Here is a 21,612-nt window from a genome sequence, read left to right on the forward strand (position 1 = left end):
CCATGTCTGATTTATCTGTCCTGTTGGTGATTCCTCCTCTGACTCAACTCAATACGCCATATCCGTCCACGGCCTATTTGACGGGGTTTTTGCGGTCACAAGGGTATCGCACGCATCAGGCTGATGTGGGCATTGAAATGGTGTTGGCCCTCTTCTCGCGTGGTGGCCTGAGCCGGGTTTTTGCCGAACTCCGGAAGGCTTCCATTGACGAACTGCCTGGTGAGGCGCGGCAAATGCTGAGTCTGGAGCGGGCGTATGTCGAGACGATTAATCCGGTGATTAGCTTTTTGCAGGGTCGAAATCCCACCTTGGCTTCGCGCATTTGTCAGGGCACCTTCCTTCCCCAAGGTCCACGCTTTTCCTTAGGAAGTTCAGAAAATCAAGATGGGAAACATCGTGCATACCATCAAGCCGACCAGGCCAAGCATCTGGCAACCTTGTATCTTGAAGATCTTGCCGACCTGGTTCAGGCCACCATTACCCCCCACTTTGCGTTGAGCCGCTATGCCGAATCCATTGCCATGCAGGCGAATTCCTATGACCGTCTAGAGGAAGCCTTGGCCCAACCCCTAAGTCTCACTGACGAGTGGATGGTGGACGCGCTCTGGCGGCATGTGGACCGGCATCAGCCCGGTGTCGTCGGGTTTTCGGTGCCGTTTCCAGGCAATCTGTATGGCGCCCTTCGTATGGGTCAACAATTGCGGGTTAAAAGGCCGGAAATCAAAGTCGTGCTTGGGGGAGGATATCCCAATACGGAGTTGCGACGGATGCGGGACCCTCGATTATTTGAAGTCGTTGATTTCGTGACCCTTGATGATGGGGAGCGGCCCTTTCTCTGTCTGTTGGAATACCTGGAAGGAAAACGGAGAGAGCCCGATCTGTGCCGGACCTTTCTTCGTTCAGGTCAGAATGTGGTCTGGCAGAACGGAGCCGATGAGCCGGACGTTTCACAGGTCGAAGTGGGAACCCCGACGTACGATGGATTGCCTCTCAATCAGTATATTTCCGTGTTGGATACGCTGAATCCCATGCATCGGCTCTGGTCTGATGGACATTGGAATAAATTAACGGTGGCGCATGGGTGTTACTGGAAGCAATGTACGTTCTGCGATGTGGGGCTGGATTACATCGGCCGGTATGAAGTTTCACCGGGCGAAATGTTGGTGGATCGGATCGAAGCCCTGATCGCCGAAACGGGACGATGCGGGTTTCACTTTGTGGATGAGGCCGCTCCGCCGGCGGGATTAAAGAATCTGGCGCTATCTCTGCTCGAACGGGAGGTCACCATTTCCTGGTGGGGAAACGTCCGGTTTGAACCGGCGTTTACCCCGGACCTCTGCCGTCTGCTCGCCGCCTCCGGCTGCATTGCCTTGAGCGCCGGTTTGGAAGCGGCGTGTGATCGTCTGCTGGCCTTGGTTAAAAAAGGTATCACCGTTGATCAGACGGTTCGGGTGGTTCAGGCCTGCCGGGACGCGGAGATTCTGGTGCATGCCTATCTCATGTATGGAATTCCCAGTGAGACGATAGGGGAAACTATTGAAAGCCTCGAACGGGTTCGCCAATTATTTGCGCATGACCTCATTCAATCAGCCTTCTGGCATCGGTTTACCACCACCGCCCATAGTCCGATCGGCTTACATCCTCAAGCCTATGGCATTCACCTCATCGGACCGGCATTCGGAGGGTTCGCGGAAAATGATCTGGTTCATGGGGATGACCTGGCATCAATACCGGAATGGATCGGGGAGGGTCTGAGAGCGGCGCTTTGGCATTACAAGGAAGGGTTGGAATTGACCCGGGATGTCCGTGAATGGTTTCCGGAGCGGGTCCCGAAACCAAAGGTTAAACGCACCTGGGTCAAGCAGGTCCTGGAGAGCGAAGAGCGGGAGGATCATTCCAGGTTAGAGCGGAAATTCGTCTGGATCGGCGGGCAGCCGGATGTTGATCGAGGAAATGGCGAACAATACAAAATTATTTTGCCGAATCGAACAACAGATGAAGAAGTGAGGCTGAAGCGAGGCCAAGGGGAATGGTTTCTGAATCTGATCGAGCGTGCCGTGCCCGTGCACCAAGCCGGGGGACATCGGTATCCTATTTATAAAGAAGTTCGGGCGGGCTTTCCGTTTGGCGGACCAAAGGGGTTTGATAAGTGGTGGCAGTCCGCTTCTGCCCACAAAGCCAGAACCGTCGGCCTCCTATTGGTATAAGCTGGAAGAAGTCTCTTTGGTCATTCCCATATCTTTTCATCGGGAATTCAGCGTGTATGTTAGCGTTTGCCAGCTCTTGTTAGACGGGATTCATCTCAAGATGGCTTTCATGTCCAGAAGAGTAGGACCGGGGTTCATCCTGGGCAGGCATTTTCTTTCAGGCCTCCCGCGGGTTATAAATTATGATCTAAGCTATAAAGTCTTTATAGATTCATTTACCAAAAGGAGTAGGAGCGATGACCACAGCACAGTATCCACGCAGTCCAAAAGAACAAGTCGGCGGGCTTTGCCATCTCGGACGGTTTATTGACAAAGTCCGGATGCGGAATGCCGGGCAGATTCAAGATTACAATTATCTCACCGTTGGCTTCGATAAATATTTGTTAGATAAATTGGAAATCAAAGGAGAGGATTTTGAAAAGCGCGTGCTGCAAGGCGGGACGGACGCAGAGATTGCCGACTGGGTGAAATCTAACGGGAAAAGCCTGAGCGATGCGGAAAAAGCGGAATGGAATGACATGGTGATGACATTCGGCCCGAAAGCTCCAATGGCGCAGAAAGCCTTCGACGAGTATAAAGCCGGGCTGGCGAAAAAACGTGATGTGCCGGTAGAGTCCCTTTCCCATATCACCACGTGGTTCAGTCTCATCGAACACGACGAAGGCCGGATGTAGCCGAACAACCCCTACAGATTTTTATGCGGGCATTAGGGGCCTGATAGGTGTGGAACTCAAAAGATCTATAGCGGGATTTTTGGCGGACCGGAAATATCTTCGAAGGAGAGAATATGGCGGTGACCTTTTCCGTCGTCCTGAACGATCAGTTCCAGAGGCAGCCCTTTCGAAAGATTTGACAGTTTTTCCCATTGCTCGGAATCCCGGGGTTGGACCGCCAAGGTAGCATCCCCGGGGACGAGCTTCCATCCTGATTCAAACAACGGTCTTTCATCTGATCGTTGTTCCCAATTTAACCAGAGTGTCTGCCGGTCCTGTTCGATATATCGGACGGTGCCCCGGATACCCGTGGGCTGAGAAAAATTGGTGATCCCTTTTATAAAGGTGTCCAGGGGGTGAGGTTCAGTTTCGAGCTGTGCCTGAGCGGTGACAGCCGTCAATCCCAATCCCAGGCATGCGGCAAAGCTCAAGGGAAGAAGACCAGCAAATGGTGAGAAGCGTCGTGTCGTCATGGGTAACCTCACTGGTGAGAGGAAGAATGACATCTCCGACTATTTAATTTAATCATAAGCAGAGACGATTCACAAATACCGGAATTTTATCGTTGGCTTTTAGTTGCCATGTGAGATGGTCGCAAGAACCAGGGCATCCTAAATCTAGCACTCATGATTGCTGGGGGGATAGAATGAAGTGGTGGTCACCATCGGTCTGAAGGATGAAGAGGTGGAGAAAGGGTAAAAATAGCTTGGGACTCAGTAAATTGAGCTGGCCTTCATGAGTTTTGTTACCAGTTAGGCAGGGTAATTCTCACTGATTTAAAGGCCAAATTTGAAATTGAGATTCCTGGATTTTTGTGGAATCAACATATTGCCGGCGATGAGCAGCGGAGATTTGAAAATTTGTTTTTAATTCAAGAAGGGGAGAGTTTATAACTAAAAGTTAATTTGTGTTGCTGGATATTAGGAATTAGTACACTAAAGAATATGAATTAGGTAGCCACCCATCCGTAGGCGTGGTGGCTGGGGAAGGGGCCTTCATCCAGATAGGCCATTTTGATGTGGCTGAGATAATCCTTCGGTACTTCCTTCCGTGTGGCTTCGACATTTATGTTAAATAGTTTGGCGGCATTCAGACCAAAGACTTTGGCTTTGAGATCCTTGGTCAGGGCCGGGTAGTGGAACTTTTCCTGGAGTTCTTCTGGAATTTGAAACCGCCGGAAGGCTTCGATCTGCCATTGGGGCGTGCCATACCAAATTGAATCCGTTCCCCAGAGAAGATGATCTTCTCCGAACGCCATAAGAATCTGTCCGAGCAGGTGGGCGCAGACGATGGGTTCGGTGATAACGAGTTGCCCGAAGGTGGAGCCCAGTTCCATATACACATTATTGAGCTTCGGTTGCTTCTGTTTTAAACGACAAAATTCGCTGGTCCAGGGAACCTCACCTTTTTTGGCTACGTCAAGATTGATACGAGATGTGCCTAGAAATCCGGAATGGTAGATCAGGAAATTCAGTTTGGGAAAATCTTTCGCGGCCTGCAGGATGTCGCGTGGATGGTTGTAATCGGGCACCGGGCCGAGCGGCAGACCTTTGTGCGCGCAAATGTTGCTGATGTTGAGGGCCTGCGCTTTTTCCAGCATGGGGTAGGCGATCTTTTCATCGCTCAGCCACCAGCCATGCTCGAAGCCTTTCGGCGGCGAGCCGGTATAACACTTCCAGGCATCGACCTTGAACGTCTCCGCTTGCTGGTCCATATAATCAAGGTCGACCTTGCCTAACTGGGGCATGACCAGCCCATGGGCGAGCATGCGTTGGGAAGCGGTGAGACGATTAATTTCATCACGGATATGGGTCATTTCTTTGGGCGGGACAACGGCTTCCCATGGATAGGGTCCAGGCGGGGTGCTGATGAGTCCGATAGAAGTGTCGCTGTCCAGAAAGACTTCTTTGATGTAGTTTTCCAGGCTCAGGTCTTCCATCGTTCCACGATCGCCGGAGAGCTTGGGATTCAAGCCCATCTCTTTTGCCCGCCGTCGCAGGCCCAGGAGTCCCTCTTTCCAGCCCGGCTGATTGAAGGAGGAACTGACGTAATGCGTTTGCACATCGAAGATGAACGGGATGGTCCCTTTGCGTGCCTGAACCGCTTGGGGTTCCGCCGCTTCAACGTCAAGCACATCGAAAAATTTTCCAAACACCTGATTCATGGCCAAAAAAGCCAGTGCCATTCCCCCGGTGGTTTTCAGGAAATCCCGACGGTTCATGCCGAGGCGGCTGCTCAGCCGTTTGCTGCTTTGGTGGATCAGCCACTCGACCTGGCTTTGTTTGATGGACTGTGGGGGCGGAAGAAATTCTTCGCTGGAGACGACCTGCGTGGGAAGGGGTGAGGCCGAGGTGTATCCTTGTTGAATGTTGAGGGGTTTTCGATGCCTCATAGGATCCATTCTGCCTGTTCCATGGCGCCGAAGGCAAACACTGTACAGGTGAATGGTGGCAGCGGTGCAGAACTTATTTTGACCCGAATTCAAACATCTTAATCAACGGCTTTTCTTCTCGTTCGATCATATCATAGTCGGATGATTTCCCCGGCTGGTATCGAGGGAACAGCTCAATGGTTCGTCGGGAGGGGGATGTTTTCGATTCCGCGGATTGTGGCGTTCGCCAGCCAACGGGAGGAGGGGGAGGGGGTAATCGCCAGTCCCGTTTCTCTTCTTGTGGAATCCTCCATCGGTTGGATTCGAGGAGGTTTTCCGAGAGAGGAGATCGATACGAGTCTTCATCCGGGAGCGACAGCTGGGTGCCGGATTGTTCAAGGGCAGCCGCTGCGAGCAGTGCCGGAAGGAGGAGAAGCATGCCCATCAACCCTAATGAGAAAGAGGGTTGTCCCTCAATAAAAAGCCGTTCTGCGCTCGTCATGGGTTCGTGCCCACATCCTTTCTCCACTCGACTCCCTCGAACCAGTATTTGTGAGCGGAGTCCAACCAGGTATCGGCGTTATGGCTGATAATCCACGCGTTGAGAAAGTGAGTGAAGTCGGGGTCTCCTTTGTTGACCGCAAACCCCATCTTGGTCTCGAGCAACGGTTTCGATAATGGTTCATCCACGGTTTTGGGATGTTCCAGCGCCACAAAGGTCGTAATGGGCTCGTGTTCGACGTAGCCATGGACCTTTCCGCTTGTGAGGGCCTGTATGGCATCCTGACTGGAGGCAAAGGTTTTAATTGTGGCTTTGGGAAATACGCGACGGGCAAGATCTTCCGCCACGGTTCCGGTCACGGCGGTGATGATAACCTCCGGTTGATTCAGGTCCTGGGGACCACGAAAAGTTTTCGTTAACGGAATATTGGTGACCAGTCCGATCCCGGCAGAATCATAGGGGTCGCTGAAGTTGACTTTTAGTGCACGTTGCGGGGTAATGACCATGCCGGCCGTAATAATATCGATTTTCCGATCCAGGAGAGCCGGCACAATATTCTGCCATTCAAAGACATGAAACTCTGCTTGGACTCCGAGGTCTTTGGCTAATTGACGGGCGATATCGATTTCAAAGCCCGTTAATTGGTCATTGCTGTCTTTGAGGGTCCAGGGGGGGAACAACGAGACACCCACTCGTAATTTCTTGTTCTCAATCACATGTTGGAGGGTGCCGGGTTGGCTGTCAGGAGATGGGCTTGATGAGGATTTGGGGGGGGACTCCGCCCGGGCTGTTGGCAGAATGATGAGGGACCAGCAGAGGACGGCTGCGAAACAATTCAGTAGAGTGCGACAAGACCGTTGGTGTGTGTGCATTATGACCGCCATGGTTGTGGTTCGCGTTTGTGAAAGAAGGCACTGTACCATAGGGCTTCTATCCCTGAAAGTAGGTGGATAGCAGTTTGCAGTTGAATGGTAACCAAAAGCAGAAGGGGTCATGATGGCGGGAGGGACATATGAAATTTAAAGGCTTTACGAGCTGGATTTTTTTGTTGGTAATACTTTGTTTGGTCAATGTCGTATCAGCCGAGCCTGTGTTGCAACCGTGGAACAAAAATCCCTGGTATTGGAGTGATCACGGAGAACCGGTGTTACTGTTGGGGGGGAGTGATGACGACAGTCTGTTTCAATGGCCGGAGAAAGATCTTCTTGTGCAGCTTGATCGGTTGGTGGCCGCTGGCGGCAATGTCATCCGGAACACGATGAGCAGCCGACAGGATCGGGGTTTTGAAGTCTTCCCGTTTAAACAGCTGAATGATGGAAAGTATGATTTAGAGCAGTGGAATGACGAGTACTGGGCGCGTTTCGACCGGATGCTGCGGGAAACGGCTAAGCGCGGTATCGTTGTGCAGATCGAGGTTTGGGACCCTTGGGACTACATGGGCGACACCTGGCATATTCAGCCGTATAACCCACGTAATAATATCGCTTACACGATGGAAAATTCGGAATTGGCAGAACGATACCCCGAACCCCCCTATCTTAACAAACAACCGTTTTTCTTTACGACGCCAAGGCAGCAAAACAACCGCATGGTTTTGCGGTACCAGCAACGATTTGTCGATAAGATGTTGGATTATACCCTGCGATATGGTCATGTGCTCTATTGCATGGACAACGAAACAAATGGTGAGGAAGAATGGAGCCGTTACTGGGCGACATACCTTAAACAACGCGCGGACAGGGAAGACAAAAGGATTTTTGTCACCGAGATGTGGGGGAATAAGGATGTGACCGCCGAAATCCACCGGCGAACGTTCGATCATCCGGAGGTTTACGATTTCGTCGACGTGTCGCAGAACAATCACCAGAGCGGACAAAACCATTGGGACCAATTTCTCCGTACGCGGCGTTACCTGGCCGAACATCCGAGACCCATTAATACGACCAAGACCTATGGTGCCACCGGTAACCGATTCGGCAACGACCAGGACGGGATCGAACGCTTCTGGCGGAATCTGTTGGCCGGTGCCGCATCCATCCGTTTCCATCGTCCCACGGCAGGACTGGGACTCAATGACAAGGCCGTGGCCAGTATTCGTGGGGCGAGAAAGCTGGAGTCGCAAATACCATTGTGGACCCTGGAACCCGCCAACGATCTGCTCATAAACACCAAGCCGAATCACGCGTATTTGGCTGCCGACCGGAGCCATGCCTTCGCCCTCTACCTGCCCGTTGGCGGTAGAGTTGGCATCGATTTGTCCAACACAACAGAGCCGCTGGTGGTCCGTTGGATCGAAATTGCCACAGGTGAATGGGGGCCCGAACAACATATCCAAGGCGGCGGTAAGACTTATCTGACGTCTCCTGGCTTGGACAATTGGGCGGCGGCGTTTACCCCGGAACGTCCTGGAAAAACTGACTGAGTAAGATGATTGGATAACGGTGTCCCGAGCGGAGGTCGTTGTTCTATACAATGCGGCACACTTGAAGGACGTGATTGCACCTGTTTTGAGGAAGCGGGCATAGATGAAGCGGGCATTAGCTATATTGGGAACGGGCTCCGATGTGGGAAAAAGTCTGGTCACGGCGGGCTTGTGTCGATTATTGCATCGGGCTGGAGTCAGAGTGGCCCCGTTTAAAGCACAAAATATGTCGCTGAATTCCTTTGTCACGACGGATGGAGGAGAGATGGGAAGGGCTCAAGTGCTTCAGGCTCAGGCCTGTGGGTTGGCTCCGCATGTGGACATGAATCCGATTTTGTTGAAGCCGGAGGCCGACGCCAAATCTCAAGTGATTGTTCAAGGACAAGTGTGGCGAAGTCAGAATGCCCGGGATTATTTCGAGCGGAAATCCCAGTTGGTTGAATTTGTGAAAGGGAGTTATGACCGGCTGTCCAAGCAGTATGACGTGATGGTGATTGAAGGGGCGGGGAGTGCCGCAGAAATGAATCTGCGGGATCGCGATATTGTGAACTGGCCGATAGTCGAGATGGCCGATGCGGCAGTGGTGTTAGTGGCGGATATCGATCGGGGGGGCGTGTTTGCGCAGGTCATCGGCACGATGGATTTATTAGCGTCGGAAGAACGGCAGCGGGTGATCGGGGTTGTCATTAATAAATTTCGGGGGGATCTGACGTTGTTTAAAGATGGTGTCACCATTATAGAAGAACGCACGGGCGTCCCGGTGTTAGGCGTATTGCCGTATCTACGAGATCTGGAATTGGATCAAGAGGACAGCGTAGATATTGATCGATTGCGAAAGACGTCTTTTGAGGCAGATACCGTCAATATCGCAGTGGTGTTGCTGCCTCATATGAGCAACTTTACGGATTTTAATCAGGTGGCTGCGGAACCGGATGTGGCGCTTCGCTTTGTGGCGTCACCCCAGGAGCTTTTTGGGGCGGATGCCGTTATTCTGCCGGGAAGCAAAACGACGATTGCCGATTTGGAATATCTGCGGAAGGGTGGATTCGAAGAGGCGCTTATGGCGCATGTTCAACGTGGAAACGAGATGATGGGTGTCTGTGGGGGATTTCAGATGCTAGGCAAAGAGATCACGGATCCACAGCATGTGGAAACCGGCGGTTCGACGAAAGGATTGGGGTTGCTGGAAGTCGAGACTGAATTGCTTGCTCACAAAAAAACCGTGCAAGTCCGTGCCCGCTCCGTACCGGAGTCCTGGGGGCATGAATATCTGGTTGAGGGGTATGAAATTCATATGGGGAACACGAGGACTGTGCATCGCATTCCGTCCTGCTTTCGGATTCTTACGGGTCAGGTGCCACGTTCTGTTGATGAGCCAGAATCAAGAGTCGATGGAGCGATGAGTCTGGACGGGCGCGTCTGGGGGACCTACATTCATGGGGTCTTTGACCAACCGGAATTTCGTCGTCAATGGTTGAATCGGGTCCGGGTTCGCAAGGGTCTCGCGCCCCTTGGCTTGGAAATTTCAGAGGAGGTTTCACAGCGAATGTCACAGGCATTGAATCGTTGGGCTGACCATCTAGAGGCCCATCTTGATGTGAAACTCATTTTTTCAGCATTGGGGTTAGAGGGTTCTTCTCCAGACCGGCCCCATACATCGAAATGAAGAGGTGTGGATATATTTTTTGGGAAGCCTGTCCTACTCAGATCCTATCGGGGTAGAGGGTATAATACAGACCGATGAGGTACGATCAAAAATTTTTATGGAAACTTGATGAGCCGGGGCATCATAAATCGGCTTGGCCCAGAAGGCCTGGGAGCTGGTGGGCATTGGCGAAAGAGGTGTGGGCCGCCTCATGCGAAGACGATGTGTTTGGACGGGCGGCACAACTGGGATTTTATTTTTTGTTAGCGGCATTTCCCGCCATGTTGGGAGTGACGTCGCTCATTGGCATGTTACCCAGACAGGTGGTCGTCCCCAATGTCATGCCATACGCCCGGGAAGTACTTCCCGCAGAATCCTTGGTCCTTGTTGAACGCTATGTCGAACAGATGATTCAGGGCAGTGGGGGAGGACTGTTTTCCCTGAGTCTTCTCGGTTCACTGTGGGCGGCTTCCTGGGGAATGATGGCGATTATCAATACCTTAAATGCTGTCTATGGGGTAAAAGAAACCCGACCGATTTGGAAAGCCGGGATCACTGCCGTCTTGCTGACGCTAGGGGCTGCGGTGTTTTTTATCACCTCGTTAATCCTGATTCTGGCCGGTGAAGAAGTAAGTCAATGGGTAACAGCAGTGACGGGGTTTGAGTGGTGGTCAACGCTAGGTTGGCCCCTGTTGCAGTGGCCGATCATTGTGTTTCTTATGCTGATGGCTATTAACCTGGTCTATTATTGGGCGCCGAACAGCGATCAGGAATGGCAGTGGATGAAACCGGGCTCCATGCTTGCGGTTTTTCTCTGGATTATCCTATCCCTGGGGCTAAAATTTTATGTGGAGAATTTTATTAATTACAACGCGGTCTATGGACCCATTACGGGAGTGATTATCCTGATGATGTGGCTGTATGTCGGTGGGCTGACTCTTTTGATCGGTGGAGAGCTTAACTTCATCCTCAAACGTCCTGACACCATGGATGGATCTGTTTCGTCAGAAAACTGACCCGGAAGTCTATGCATCTTTGCATCCACCACCGCTTGCATCATGATGCGCAGGGCGGGGCGTCGTTATTGCCGAGCTGGAATGGAATCCCCTAATCGTGAGCCGGTTAAGTCCAGGAGCTTCGTTTAAGGTGGGGGGGGATTGCAAAGGCCGGTTTGGGGGGATCGTTAAAACAGACAACCTCGCGCCGGCCGACAATCCCTGAAATGCGATTTCTTGACAAAGCGGCTCCGTCCCTCCTACATTCTCCCAAAACATATGCGGAATGAATGATGGGAAGCAGGTGCAATTCCCGCGCGGTCCCGCCGCTGTAACTGAGGACGAACCCGCGAAAGCCACTGTCCGGATCTGGTCGTGATATTCGGATGGGAAGGCGCGGATAGTAGGTTACTCACTCAGGAGCCAGAATACCTCATTCGTTCCAAGACCAATGTTCCCTCGTGGGCTGGGGAAGTGGTGAGGATGAAGAATCGGGTGCAATCCTCAAGGTTGTGTAAGCCTTGGGGATTTTTTATTTTGAGCCTCTGTGTTCGCCATATGGTCTTGGGATTCGTGGCCTGGTGGGCGATTTTTCACTGCGCGTTTTCGAGTGATGTGGTGTTGGCCTTTGAGGGAGAGACGATGAAACGGCGCCAACAGGGTATTTTAACGGGTATGCCCTTCATGGCCAATGTGGCTCCACGCACGTTTGTCGATGATCTTGGCCGAAAGCTCTATCTGGCCAAAATCCCTCAGCGTATTGTCTCCCTTGCCCCAAGTGTGACGGAAATTCTTTTTGCCATCGGGTTGAATGAGGAAGTCGTGGGGGTGACCGAATTCTGCGATTTCCCTCCCGAGGCCTTGACCAAGCCGAAGGTGGGTTATGCCACTCCCAATCTTGAGAGTATTGTGAGTCTGCAACCCCAACTGGTCTTGGCGCCTCGATCGTTCCTGCGTGTGGACCTTCTCAATAAATTGGAACAATTGAAGATTCCCACCTTTATTTTTGACCCGCATACGGTTGAAGACATTTTTGCCCACATTCAGTTGTTAGGACGCATGGTCGGTCATTCTGAAGAAGCCAATGCCCAGGCTGCCCTCATGCGGAAACAATTAAGCAACCTATCAAATCGATTGGCGGATCTGCCTCGCCCCTCATTGTTGTATGTCTTGAATTCCGAACCTTTGATCACCGTGGGCCCCGGTAGTTTTATTCACCGCCTCATTGAACTGGCGGGTGGCAGAAATGCGGCGGATCAGGCGAGCGCACCGTATCCGCGTCTGACAATGGAAGAAGTCTTGCGACAAAATCCGGATATCCTCCTCTTTCCGTCCGGTCGGCAGGAAGGGATTCCTCAGTCTGAGCAGGATGCCTGGCGACGGTGGACAACGCTTTCCGCAGTCCAACACGGCAAGTTGTTTGAAGTGGACAGCGACCTCCTGAATCGTCCTGGCCCACGAATTATTGAAGGGCTGAAGGAATTAGTGAAGATCCTGCATCCGGAGGTCTATCAGGATGAAATGTCGAATTGAAACCTCCCGTCTGGATCATCATGATTCGGCAATGGAGTACGTCATCCTATTTCCGCTTCTGAATCGATTACGCAGTCGTGTTTAGCGATTCAAGGAAGAAAACCCTGGTGGTGAAACCCATGGCAAAAGTTCCGCCATTCACCATTTCCCCATCTTCAAAGGTGTCGAGTAAGTGGGGTCAGGAATCTCCGCCCTTGCCATTCGCGATATCATCATTGCCCACCCTGACGATCCGGGGCTGGCTCGTGTCTGTGGGTATCTCGTTGGTATTGGCTGTCTTGGCACTTCTCCTCTGTCTGGGTTTTGGGACCGAGCCGATTCCCTTCTCACGGATCTGGTCCATTCTGGTTGGGACACTGCCGGGGGCCGAGTCCAGTCGTGCCGGGACAGATCCGACAACGGTCATTCTGCTTCAGGTTCGTTTGCCACGGCTGCTATTGGCCTTTTTCGTTGGGGGTAGTCTGGCGATGGTCGGCGTCGCACTACAGGCCTTGTTGCGAAATCCCCTGGCCGATCCGTTTATCATCGGGATCTCCAGCGGAGCGGCGTTAGGGGCGGCGATTGCGCTGTTGTTTGGCGTGGGAATTTCTGTCTTGAGTGTGTCGGCTTTGCCGGTATGTGCCTTTGCCGGGGCGTTACTGTCTTTGGTGATCATGTATCGGATTTCATCCGTGGGGTTTGGCTTTTCGATTTATACGTTATTGTTGGCCGGGGTTGTGCTGAATGCGATTTTTTCCGCGTTCATCATGTTTCTGACCAGTGTGGCTGATCCCAATCGGGCGTTCGGGATGTATGCCTGGTTGATGGGATCGTTAACCGGTCCTGATTATCCCACACTTGGTGTCCTGGCGTTATATCTTGGAATGGGTTTGATGATTTTGGCGACGCAAGCGCAATCGTTGAATCTTCTGACCCTTGGCGAGGAAACGGCCCGATCCTTAGGGGTGGAAGTTGAGCGAGTCAAAAAACTGGTGTTTGTTGCCGCGGCGCTTCTGACCGGGGCGGTGGTGAGTTTTAGCGGGATCATCGGGTTTGTGGGGCTGATCGTGCCGCATGCCGTCCGCCTGGTTTTGAGTGCCGATCATCGTCTTTTACTCCCGGCTGCGGGATTTGTGGGAGGCATGTTTCTGATGTTGGCTGATACTGTGGCGCGGACGGCCCTGAGTCCAAGTGAATTTCCTGTCGGTGTGGTGACGGCACTGGTGGGGGGACCGGTGTTTTTATACCTACTCACCACTCGTAACCTGCGGGTGGGGAGGTGATGATGGACTCCGGAAATGTACTCCCTGGGCCGGCGTACGCTCTTCGAGACGTGACCTTTGGCTATGGCACCCGTTTCCGCGATCACTCGGAGCCGGTATTGAAGGCCGTCACATGCTCGATCGATTCCGGAAAAATCCTTGGAATTCTTGGCCCCAATGGTTCCGGAAAAAGTACGTTACTGAAGCTCCTCGCGAAAGTTTTCCATCCCCGGTCCGGTACGATTGAGTTGTTCGGGAATCCCATTTCAGTTCTGTCCCAGGCTGAGGTAGCCAGGCAAGTGGCCCTGGTTCCGCAGGAGACCATGCAGATTTTTCCCTTTACCATCGCAGAAATGGTGCTGATGGGACGATTTCCTCACCATCGGGGGTGGGGTGGCTGGCATTGGGAGGATTCGGATGACTGGCAAATCGCGCATCAGGCTATGGAAGACCTGGATGTTACGCACCTGGGGTCCAGGCTGGTCACGGATGTGTCGGGAGGTGAACGTCAGCGGGCAGTGATTGCCCGTGCCCTTACTCAGGAGCCTCAGATCTTGCTTTTGGACGAGCCGACCGCTTTTTTGGATTTGCACCATCAGTTGGATATTGCGCGAATTCTTCGGCGGCTCAATAGGGAGCGTGCCCTCACGGTGATTCTGGTGTCTCATGATTTGAATCTGGCGAGTCAATACTGTGATCGACTGATGTTGTTACACCATGGACAGATTGTGAAGGTTGGATCTCCTTTAGAAGTCCTGCGTCCTGACCTGTTGGAATCGGTGTACGGGTGCCCGGTTCTTATCGATGGTCATCCTCAATCAGGTTTACCCCGCGTGTCGTTGCCGGTGTAAGCGAGTGGACCATTATCGTGTGTTGTGTGTGGGTATCGGTATTAACCATTTAATAAAGGAGTAGGGTATTTAGAGGAAAAACGACGGTTGTGACGGGGAAGCTGGTGTAAGTCCAGCACGGTGCCGCCACTGTAAGCGGGGAGTAATTCTGCAAGAGTCCATTGTGGAGATGGTGTCCATGAGAAGGCGCAGAAACGCGATGATCCGCAAGTCAGGATACCCGACAATCAGTCACTTCCATAAGACCCCTTCGTGCGAAAGGGAGGTGGATCATGTTTTCAGGGTTTCCGCGTTCATATTTTCTCGTCGTTTGTTGTCGAAGTTTGGGATTGTTCGTCATAAATCTATTCTTTCCAATCATGGTATCGGCAGCGGATTCTCACCATTCTGAGCCTGTCACGGAATTAGACCCCATGGTGGTGACGGCTACGAAGACGCCAGTTCCTCTTAGCCAGGTCACGAGTGCAGTTGAGGTCATCACAGAAGAGAGCATGCAACGCCGACACAGTCGAACGCTTGTGGATGCCATCAGTTTGAGCCAGGGTGTGTCGACGTTTTCCTCCGGTGGACCAGGCACGAACAATACGGTGAGGATTCGCGGAGGGAGTTCCGCTCAAACGTTGGTGCTGATTGATGGGGCCATTGTGAACAGTGCGACACTCGGGGAGTTTAATTTTGGTACCGTGACCACGGACAACATCGAATCCGTGACCGTCTTGCGCGGGGCGCAGAGCATGCTGTGGGGTTCTGATGCTGCCGGTGGGGTGGTCGACATTCGAACCAAGCGAGGTACGGGTGAGCCGGTTGCCAGAATCTTTTCAGAGTATGGGTCCTATAATTCGATTCGAGAAGGAGGAAGTTTTGCCGGACAAATGGGACTGGTAGACTTTTCTGCCACGTTGACGCGGTGGGATATGACCAAATTTTCTTCGGTGAATTACCGGCGTGGGGCAACTGAACGGGATGCGTTTCGTAATTGGCAGGCGTCTTCGTTGTTAGGGGTGAAGGGGCCGTGGGACGGGCGGTTGGAATTGGCGTTCCGCTGGATCAACAACGACATCGATCTCGATAGTCCCAGTACATTCGGCGGTCCTTTCGATGTATTCAAAGCGAAATCCGCGAATGAACAATTTATTTATAGCGGGAGTTATCATCAACCGATCACTGACTGGTGGGACCAGAAGATTACCTTCGCGCATGCCCAGGAAAGGTTAATCACTCAGGCCGGGGATAACCAACGTAGCATTACCACCGGGTTGGAGAGTACGCCTGGAGCGTTTAATAATTCAGATATTCGAACCAAAAGCAATCGGATTGAATGGCAGAGTAATTTCAAAATCGGGAAGCCTCTCCTTTTGACCGTTGGTTATCAATACCGAGAACAAATTGGAGAAAATAAAGGCACGTTTTCTGAAAAAACGCTTTCAAGTAATGCCGGATTTGCACAGCTCCAATTGAATTTGTTTGACCGGTTTTTTGCCACCGGGGGATTCCGACAGGATTCCTATAATAGCTTTGGCGATGCGACGACCTATCGTGTGACAGGGGCGTATCTTCTCAAAGAAACCGGCACGAAACTTCGGACCAGTTATGCCACCGGATTTCGAGCTCCATCGATAAATGAATTATTTTTCCCGAATTTCGGGAACCCGAATCTCAAGCCGGAAAAAAGTCAAAGCTTCGATATCGGAATCGATCAACAATTTTGGGACAAGCGAGTTACGATAAGTGGTGGATATTTCTGGAACCGCTATCGGCAACTTATTGTTACGGCGTTTGACCCTGCAGGCTGTGCATCACTCAGCCCTTTTGGGTTTTGCGCACAGAACATCGGGTCCGCGAAAAGTCAGGGGTGGGAGGGGAGCGCGAAACTTGTCCTGGCTGAAGGGCTTCCCTATATGAAGTTGCTGGATCTTCAGGGACAATACACCTATACGATCACGAGAGACCTGGAGACGGGAGCCCGGCTGCCTCGTTGGCCGGTTCACCAAGGGAGCGTTGTGGTGACCTATCAACCCATCAATCCCTTGAGGATGACCACAACCTTCCGCTATGTGGGTTCTCGATTTAATACAACTGGCGATCAACAGCCACTCCCGGATTTTTATGTCATCAACTTCTCCGTGTCGTATGACATTACGCCTTCCCTGCAAGGGTATGTCCGTGTAGACAATATTCTGAACCGGCATTATGAAGAAGTGCTGTACTTCGGCACTCCGGTGCGGTCGGTGTTCGGAGGTGTTCGAGTGACGTTTGATCTACCGGTTTCAAAGCCTTCCAGTGCGAGCGGAAACTCATGAGCTTTCCGAGGCTCGTCATTGCGGGCACCCATAGTGGCGTCGGCAAAACGACGGTGACGTTAGCCTTGTTGGCTGCCTTTCGGGCTCTGGGTCGCACGGTTCAACCGTTTAAAGTCGGGCCGGATTTTCTGGATCCAGGGCATCATCAGTTGGCCAGTGGCCGGGAATCCCGGAACCTGGACGGGTGGATGCTCGGGGCAGTATTGAACCGAACGATTTTTCAAGAAGCGGCTCATGGAGCCGACCTCTCGATCATTGAAGGCATGATGGGTCTCTTTGATGGAAGTTCTCCGGTCAAGGAAACGGGGAGCACGGCTGAATTGGCTCACCAACTGAATGCGCCGATTCTCCTGGTCGTGGATGGGAGTGCCATGGCCCGCTCGGCAGCCGCAATGGTCTATGGCTATGCAAAGTTCGATTCTTCCTTGCAGGTGGCCGGTGTGATATTTAACCGCCTTAACAGTGAAGGCCATTTCCTGTTATTAAAAGAGGCCGTAGAACAAGAAACCCGTATTCCGGTTGTGGGGTATCTTCGCACTGATTCGGATGTGACTATAGGTGATCGGCATTTGGGATTACGGACGGCATTGGAAAATTCCAGGAATGAATGGTATTCCAAACTCGGTGAATTGGCTTCCGCAACAATCGATCTGGTTCGCGTTGAACGGTTAGCTCAGGCCAGTCCGGACATGCCCGTCACAAATTCCGGTAGGCCGGCTAAAAACTCCAGGCCGGTGAATCGATCTGTAAGAGTCGGAGTGGCTTTTGATCCGGCTTTTTGCTTTTACTATCCGGAGAACCTTCAACTCCTTCAAGCGGCAGGTGGGGAGTTGGTCCGGTTTTCTCCCATGCATGATGCGGCACTTCCCGATGTGGATCTGGTGTATCTGGGAGGAGGCTATCCGGAGATTTACGCGGACGTGTTACAACGGAACATGGCCATGCGTCAGTCTATTCAGGCATTTGCGGCAAGGGGCGGAGTGGTCTATGCAGAATGTGGCGGTTTGATGTATTTGGCAAAAACCCTCAGTGATTTTGATGGAACGGTGTACGACATGGTCGGAGTGATCCCGGCTGAAACGGCCATGAGCCGGACCCAGATGACTTTGGGGTATCGTGAGTTGACCGTGGCTTGCGGAGGACCTCTTGGAGAACAAGGAGTACGGATTCGTGGGCATGAGTTTCACTATTCGACCCTTCACCCCAAGGGAGATCTGAAATTTCTCGGTCATCTTACTGACGCGCAGGGACGGGACCGGGGAGGAGATGGTATTGCGGTAGGGAATGTCATCGCCCTGTATACCCATTTGCATTTTTCCAGTCACCCCCATGTTCCTTCGGCTTTGATCGAAGCGGCAAGCGGTGAAACTGCGATGAGAGGGAGTAAACTATGAGCGATCAAGTGCATCAGGCCCGCATGGAACGGTTGAAGTCCTCTGTGGATCGACGAATTGCTGCGGCACAGGAAGAAAAGGGTCTCTTAATGGTTCACACGGGTGCAGGCAAAGGAAAAACCACCGCGGCTTTGGGTATGGCCATCCGATGCCTCGGACATGGCATGAACGTGGCGGTCGTGCAATTTATCAAAGGGGCCATAGATACTGCGGAAGAACGAATACTGAAGAGCTTCGGCCAGCAGGTGGTATTTCTTCGAATGGGTGAAGGGTATACCTGGGAAACCCAGGATCGGGAACGGGATGCACAGGTGGCTCAAAAGGCATGGGCAGAAGTCGAAACGATTCTTCAAGATCCATTCTTTGGCATGGTCATTCTGGATGAACTGAATATCGCCATCCATCATGAATATGTTTCGCTTGAACAAGTGCTGAAGGCCGTGACTCAGCGTCCTCCCACACTTCATGTGGTCATTACCGGACGGGGTGCGAAACCGGAGCTTATCGAAGCCGCCGACCTGGTTTCGGAAATGAAGATGATTAAGCATCCCTTTCGCAATGGCATCAAGGCTCAAAAAGGAGTCGAATTTTGAAACAGAGTATCTCTCAAAACGGGGGGGGCTTTTCCGCTGAAGAGCGAGAAGCCGTCTATCGTGCAATATTTGAACGACGGGATGTTCGCCGGGATTTTCTTTCTGATTCGATTCCCGATCATATTCTTCAACGGCTGTTATTGGCCTCTCATCATGCGGGTTCTGTGGGATTTATGCAGCCATGGGATTTTCTGGTCATTCGTCGCCCCGAGACCAAACAAGCCGTTAAAGATCTATTCCTTCAGGCGAATAAAGAGGCGGCTCTTCGATATGAAGGACCGGAAGCCGATCTGTACCGTGGACTTAAGCTGGAGGGCATTCAGGAAGCTCCCGTGAATATCTGTGTGACCTGTTCCCGGGACCGGGGTGGCCCATCCGTGTTAGGTCGTGCCACGGCTCCCGAAACCGATTTGTATAGTACATGCTGTGCCATTCAAAACCTCTGGCTTGCGGCACGAGCCGAAGGTATTGGGGTCGGTTGGGTGTCCATTCTGGATTATGATCTTTTAAAGAAAGTCTTAGGCATTCCTCCAGCTGTTTGGGTGGTTGCCTACTTGTGTGTTGGATATGTGAAGGGCTTTGCTCATCAACCGGATCTTGAAAAAGCAGGATGGCGGAAACGAATGTCACTTGAGGAACTCGTGCATTATGAAAGGTGGGGAAAGCGGGGTGGTGATGAATCCGCCATTTCTGGTCCCGACCTCAAGTCCGAATAAGACGGTTGTCGTATGCGTGGAATCGGGGAGGAAATAAGTCGGTGAAGAGATGATCTCTCCACTTCAGATCGATCTGCGACCCAATTGTCTGATTGCCCGGTTTCCAGGGATGTTCACGTGTTTGAGTTGGGCGCCCTGGAATGGTGGGGAAGCTTCCGCTTCCGGGGTCGCCAATTTTCAAGTAGGCCGTAACGGATCTTCCCCGGCGGCCACGCCGGCGGAAGATTTGGGGATTTTATTGAAAGCCCACTCTCTTATTCCCGAAGAGACCATCGGATTAATGACTGCTGCGACTGTGGGTGCATTTGCCAACCGTTTTCTCTATTCATCGGGGGCCTGGGTGCATGTCCTTGTGACTGTCGGATTATCGAATGCCCGCTCCATCCTTGACGAGGCCGATGTTGAGCTGGGACATCAAACCCGTTCTTCCGGGACGGTCAATGTGGTGGTGGCGACCAATGCCCTTCCCACAATTGCCGGACGTATCGAGGCGATACATATTGCCTCCTCAGCAAAAACCGCAGCGTTTCGAGATCGCGGTGTCACCAGTCGCAAGTCCAATCTTCCTGCGGACCTCACAGGTACCGATTGTCTCGTGGTAGGGGCCAGCGGTGAAATTGAAGAAGATCATTGTGGCCTTCACACGGTTCTCGGGGAAATGATTGCTCGTGCCGTATATACGTCGGTGTCAGAAGGGATCGCGAAAAGCAGGAAGGCTGAGGTCTTGAGGTCGTATAATTATTAACCATCCGATGGTGATAACATTGTTCTTTCCCCCTACAGGACTAGGGACCAGGCGAATTATTCAACTTTTTCCTGGAGAATTCTACAATGAGGATATCTAAAGTGTATACCCGTACAGGTGATGCGGGGAAAACTCGATTGGCCGGCGGGCAGGAGGTCTGGAAAGATTCCGTTCGGGTGGAAGCCTACGGCACGGTGGATGAATTGAATTCAATGCTTGGCTTGGCTCGTGTGGCGAATGGACAAGCCGGAACCAATGTTGAGGTGTCTGAGCGTATGGGCACCATCTTAAAGTGGGTGCAAAATAAATTGTTTGATTTGGGTGGGATCCTCGCCACAGCCCAGGGGGAATCGTTTCCGAATATGCCGACTGTGACATCGGAAGATGTCGCCCACTTGGAACATCTTATCGATGAGTGCCAAAAAGATCTGACGCCATTGAAGGAATTTATTTTGCCTGGCGGAGGGCAACTCGCCGCATTACTGCATGTGGCCCGTACAATCGGTCGTCGTGCTGAACGGCTTTGCGTCACCCTGTCGAAGGAAGAATCAATTGACAAGGAATTGGTCATTTTTCTCAATCGGCTGAGTGACGCGTTGTTTGTGTTTGCGCGTTGGGTCTCGAAAAAGCAGGGAGAAGCTGAATTTCTGTGGGAACGGGAACCGGCAACCTCTCAAAAGACGTAACGTTGGCCCCTTTCGGGTATCGGTGTATAGAGCATATGCCGGGATGATGGCATAGTTTGATGCGAGGAGGAAAAATTTCATGCGTTCCGTCCGTCAACCACATCAGCGTTCGGCGAGAGATTCGTTCTTTTCGCCGGTAGCTGTTTCCGGTCCTCGCCTGGCCCAGAAAAAAACTCATGTGCCGTCAAAGCTGATTTTTGTCCTTGGAGGGGCGCGGTCGGGGAAAAGTTCTTTTGCCTTACAACAGGGAAAGGTCAAAGCCCCTCGGGCATTCGTTGCAACGGGAGAGCCGTTCGACCTGGAAATGGCCGGTCGAATTCAGAAACATCAGCGGTCGCGGGGCCGTGGTTGGGTGACCATTGAAATTCCTACCAGGATTTCCGAATGGTTGGCCGAGCAGGGATCAGGCTATCCCAGTATAGTTGTGGATTGTTTAACACTGTGGCTGAATAATCTCTTGCGAGATAAGGTGCGACCTTCGCAAATCCCAACGCATGTCAGGGCCTTCCTTCGGGCGGCTCGCGCCTGTCCCGGTCAGATTGTCGTAGTCAGTAATGAGTTGGGTCTCGGGTTGGTGCCCGGGGATGCGATCAGCCGATCATTTCGAGATGTGGCAGGCCGGACGAATCAACTGGTTGCGGCTGAAGCTGATGAAGTCTATTTTCTGGTGAGTGGGCTGCCCCTCAGACTGAAGTAAC

At 52.2% G+C, this 21,612-nt stretch carries 19 protein-coding genes and 2 riboswitches; of the genes, 15 read left to right on the forward strand and 4 right to left on the reverse strand.

Features of this window, described 5'->3' with window-relative positions:
* Positions 1–2 precede the first annotated feature (2 nt).
* Together PP769_RS12045 and PP769_RS12050 are read left to right on the forward strand one after the other, a co-directional pair.
* Positions 3–2,207, forward strand: a complete 2,205-nt coding sequence (locus tag PP769_RS12045) for a B12-binding domain-containing radical SAM protein (RefSeq protein WP_312640393.1) — start codon at positions 3–5, stop codon at positions 2,205–2,207.
* Between the two features lie 236 nt (positions 2,208–2,443).
* On the forward strand, positions 2,444–2,881 hold the full coding sequence (locus tag PP769_RS12050; protein ID WP_312640397.1) for a DUF5069 domain-containing protein: 438 nt from the start codon (positions 2,444–2,446) through the stop codon (positions 2,879–2,881).
* A 65-nt stretch (positions 2,882–2,946) separates the two neighbouring features.
* Here PP769_RS12050 and PP769_RS12055 read toward each other — a convergent pair whose 3' ends face one another.
* From PP769_RS12055 to PP769_RS12070, 4 genes are all read right to left on the reverse strand, one after another.
* Positions 2,947–3,393: a hypothetical protein gene (locus PP769_RS12055; RefSeq protein ID WP_312640399.1), complete on the reverse strand. Its 447-nt coding sequence runs from the start codon at positions 3,391–3,393 to the stop codon at positions 2,947–2,949.
* Positions 3,394–3,869: 476 nt separating this feature from the next.
* Positions 3,870–5,312 (reverse strand): amidohydrolase family protein, encoded by a 1,443-nt coding sequence (locus PP769_RS12060; protein WP_312640400.1) that lies wholly within the window; start codon positions 5,310–5,312, stop codon positions 3,870–3,872.
* A gap of 73 nt (positions 5,313–5,385) precedes the next feature.
* Positions 5,386–5,793, reverse strand: a complete 408-nt coding sequence (locus PP769_RS12065; RefSeq protein WP_312640402.1) for a hypothetical protein — start codon at positions 5,791–5,793, stop codon at positions 5,386–5,388.
* Positions 5,790–6,665: a transporter substrate-binding domain-containing protein gene (locus tag PP769_RS12070; protein ID WP_312640404.1), complete on the reverse strand. Its 876-nt coding sequence runs from the start codon at positions 6,663–6,665 to the stop codon at positions 5,790–5,792. The genes PP769_RS12065 and PP769_RS12070 overlap by 4 nt, the downstream gene beginning before the upstream one ends.
* A 140-nt stretch (positions 6,666–6,805) precedes the next feature.
* Here PP769_RS12070 and PP769_RS12075 point away from each other — a divergent pair, with 140 nt between their 5' ends.
* The 13 genes from PP769_RS12075 (at position 6,806) to cobU (ending at position 21,611) form a co-directional block, all read left to right on the forward strand.
* Entirely contained in the window at positions 6,806–8,215 is a 1,410-nt protein-coding gene (locus PP769_RS12075; protein ID WP_312640406.1) for a hypothetical protein, read from the forward strand.
* 103 nt (positions 8,216–8,318) lie between these two features.
* Positions 8,319–9,881 carry a cobyric acid synthase gene (locus PP769_RS12080; protein WP_312640408.1) on the forward strand — a complete coding sequence of 521 codons (1,563 nt, stop codon included), beginning with the start codon at positions 8,319–8,321 and terminating at the stop codon, positions 9,879–9,881.
* Between the two features lie 74 nt (positions 9,882–9,955).
* A complete protein-coding gene (locus tag PP769_RS12085; RefSeq protein WP_312640410.1) occupies positions 9,956–10,876 on the forward strand; it encodes a YihY/virulence factor BrkB family protein in 921 nt (306 codons plus the stop codon).
* A gap of 274 nt (positions 10,877–11,150) precedes the next feature.
* Positions 11,151–11,288: riboswitch (cobalamin riboswitch) on the forward strand.
* A gap of 50 nt (positions 11,289–11,338) precedes the next feature.
* The gene (locus tag PP769_RS12090; protein WP_312640412.1) at positions 11,339–12,388 is read left to right on the forward strand and encodes an ABC transporter substrate-binding protein; all 1,050 of its coding nucleotides are present in this window, start codon (positions 11,339–11,341) and stop codon (positions 12,386–12,388) included.
* A gap of 119 nt (positions 12,389–12,507) precedes the next feature.
* A complete protein-coding gene (locus PP769_RS12095) occupies positions 12,508–13,650 on the forward strand; it encodes a FecCD family ABC transporter permease (protein WP_312640414.1) in 1,143 nt (380 codons plus the stop codon).
* Entirely contained in the window at positions 13,650–14,480 is an 831-nt protein-coding gene (locus tag PP769_RS12100) for an ABC transporter ATP-binding protein (RefSeq protein WP_312640417.1), read from the forward strand. The genes PP769_RS12095 and PP769_RS12100 overlap by 1 nt, the downstream gene beginning before the upstream one ends.
* 50 nt (positions 14,481–14,530) lie before the next feature.
* Positions 14,531–14,722, forward strand: a riboswitch (cobalamin riboswitch).
* A gap of 30 nt (positions 14,723–14,752) precedes the next feature.
* Positions 14,753–16,780 (forward strand): TonB-dependent receptor plug domain-containing protein, encoded by a 2,028-nt coding sequence (locus tag PP769_RS12105; RefSeq protein ID WP_312640421.1) that lies wholly within the window; start codon positions 14,753–14,755, stop codon positions 16,778–16,780.
* Positions 16,777–18,174 carry a cobyrinic acid a,c-diamide synthase CobB gene (locus PP769_RS12110; RefSeq protein WP_312640423.1) on the forward strand — a complete coding sequence of 466 codons (1,398 nt, stop codon included), beginning with the start codon at positions 16,777–16,779 and terminating at the stop codon, positions 18,172–18,174. Before PP769_RS12105 ends, PP769_RS12110 begins: the two co-directional genes overlap by 4 nt.
* Positions 18,171–18,767 carry a cob(I)yrinic acid a,c-diamide adenosyltransferase gene (gene cobO / locus PP769_RS12115; protein WP_312640425.1) on the forward strand — a complete coding sequence of 199 codons (597 nt, stop codon included), beginning with the start codon at positions 18,171–18,173 and terminating at the stop codon, positions 18,765–18,767. The genes PP769_RS12110 and cobO overlap by 4 nt, the downstream gene beginning before the upstream one ends.
* On the forward strand, positions 18,764–19,483 hold the full coding sequence (gene bluB / locus PP769_RS12120; RefSeq protein ID WP_312640427.1) for a 5,6-dimethylbenzimidazole synthase: 720 nt from the start codon (positions 18,764–18,766) through the stop codon (positions 19,481–19,483). The genes cobO and bluB overlap by 4 nt, the downstream gene beginning before the upstream one ends.
* A 49-nt stretch (positions 19,484–19,532) precedes the next feature.
* The gene (locus tag PP769_RS12125) at positions 19,533–20,228 is read left to right on the forward strand and encodes an adenosylcobinamide amidohydrolase (RefSeq protein ID WP_312640429.1); all 696 of its coding nucleotides are present in this window, start codon (positions 19,533–19,535) and stop codon (positions 20,226–20,228) included.
* Between the two features lie 86 nt (positions 20,229–20,314).
* Positions 20,315–20,914 (forward strand): cob(I)yrinic acid a,c-diamide adenosyltransferase, encoded by a 600-nt coding sequence (locus tag PP769_RS12130; protein ID WP_312640431.1) that lies wholly within the window; start codon positions 20,315–20,317, stop codon positions 20,912–20,914.
* Positions 20,915–20,993: 79 nt separating this feature from the next.
* The gene (gene cobU, locus PP769_RS12135; protein WP_312640433.1) at positions 20,994–21,611 is read left to right on the forward strand and encodes a bifunctional adenosylcobinamide kinase/adenosylcobinamide-phosphate guanylyltransferase; all 618 of its coding nucleotides are present in this window, start codon (positions 20,994–20,996) and stop codon (positions 21,609–21,611) included.
* The last annotated feature ends 1 nt before the right edge of the window (position 21,612 follow it).

The sequence above is a fragment of the Candidatus Nitrospira allomarina genome (genome assembly GCF_032050975.1).
Taxonomy (GTDB): Bacteria; Nitrospirota; Nitrospiria; order Nitrospirales; family UBA8639; genus Nitrospira_E; species Nitrospira_E allomarina.

What these genes read in the sequence shown, in the direction of transcription:
- cobU (WP_312640433.1), top strand. Translation starts at nt 20,994, where the DNA reads ATGCGTTCCGTCCGTCAACCACATCAGCGTTCGGCGAGAGATTCGTTC.
- PP769_RS12065 (WP_312640402.1), bottom strand. Translation starts at nt 5,793, where the DNA reads ATGACGAGCGCAGAACGGCTTTTTATTGAGGGACAACCCTCTTTCTCA.
- PP769_RS12085 (WP_312640410.1), top strand. Translation starts at nt 9,956, where the DNA reads ATGAGGTACGATCAAAAATTTTTATGGAAACTTGATGAGCCGGGGCAT.
- PP769_RS12125 (WP_312640429.1), top strand. Translation starts at nt 19,533, where the DNA reads ATGATCTCTCCACTTCAGATCGATCTGCGACCCAATTGTCTGATTGCC.
- PP769_RS12070 (WP_312640404.1), bottom strand. Translation starts at nt 6,665, where the DNA reads ATGCACACACACCAACGGTCTTGTCGCACTCTACTGAATTGTTTCGCA.
- cobO (WP_312640425.1), top strand. Translation starts at nt 18,171, where the DNA reads ATGAGCGATCAAGTGCATCAGGCCCGCATGGAACGGTTGAAGTCCTCT.
- PP769_RS12105 (WP_312640421.1), top strand. Translation starts at nt 14,753, where the DNA reads ATGTTTTCAGGGTTTCCGCGTTCATATTTTCTCGTCGTTTGTTGTCGA.
- PP769_RS12075 (WP_312640406.1), top strand. Translation starts at nt 6,806, where the DNA reads ATGAAATTTAAAGGCTTTACGAGCTGGATTTTTTTGTTGGTAATACTT.
- PP769_RS12050 (WP_312640397.1), top strand. Translation starts at nt 2,444, where the DNA reads ATGACCACAGCACAGTATCCACGCAGTCCAAAAGAACAAGTCGGCGGG.
- PP769_RS12110 (WP_312640423.1), top strand. Translation starts at nt 16,777, where the DNA reads ATGAGCTTTCCGAGGCTCGTCATTGCGGGCACCCATAGTGGCGTCGGC.
- PP769_RS12100 (WP_312640417.1), top strand. Translation starts at nt 13,650, where the DNA reads ATGATGGACTCCGGAAATGTACTCCCTGGGCCGGCGTACGCTCTTCGA.
- PP769_RS12060 (WP_312640400.1), bottom strand. Translation starts at nt 5,312, where the DNA reads ATGAGGCATCGAAAACCCCTCAACATTCAACAAGGATACACCTCGGCC.
- PP769_RS12090 (WP_312640412.1), top strand. Translation starts at nt 11,339, where the DNA reads ATGAAGAATCGGGTGCAATCCTCAAGGTTGTGTAAGCCTTGGGGATTT.
- PP769_RS12130 (WP_312640431.1), top strand. Translation starts at nt 20,315, where the DNA reads ATGAGGATATCTAAAGTGTATACCCGTACAGGTGATGCGGGGAAAACT.
- PP769_RS12095 (WP_312640414.1), top strand. Translation starts at nt 12,508, where the DNA reads ATGGCAAAAGTTCCGCCATTCACCATTTCCCCATCTTCAAAGGTGTCG.
- PP769_RS12055 (WP_312640399.1), bottom strand. Translation starts at nt 3,393, where the DNA reads ATGACGACACGACGCTTCTCACCATTTGCTGGTCTTCTTCCCTTGAGC.
- PP769_RS12045 (WP_312640393.1), top strand. Translation starts at nt 3, where the DNA reads ATGTCTGATTTATCTGTCCTGTTGGTGATTCCTCCTCTGACTCAACTC.
- PP769_RS12080 (WP_312640408.1), top strand. Translation starts at nt 8,319, where the DNA reads ATGAAGCGGGCATTAGCTATATTGGGAACGGGCTCCGATGTGGGAAAA.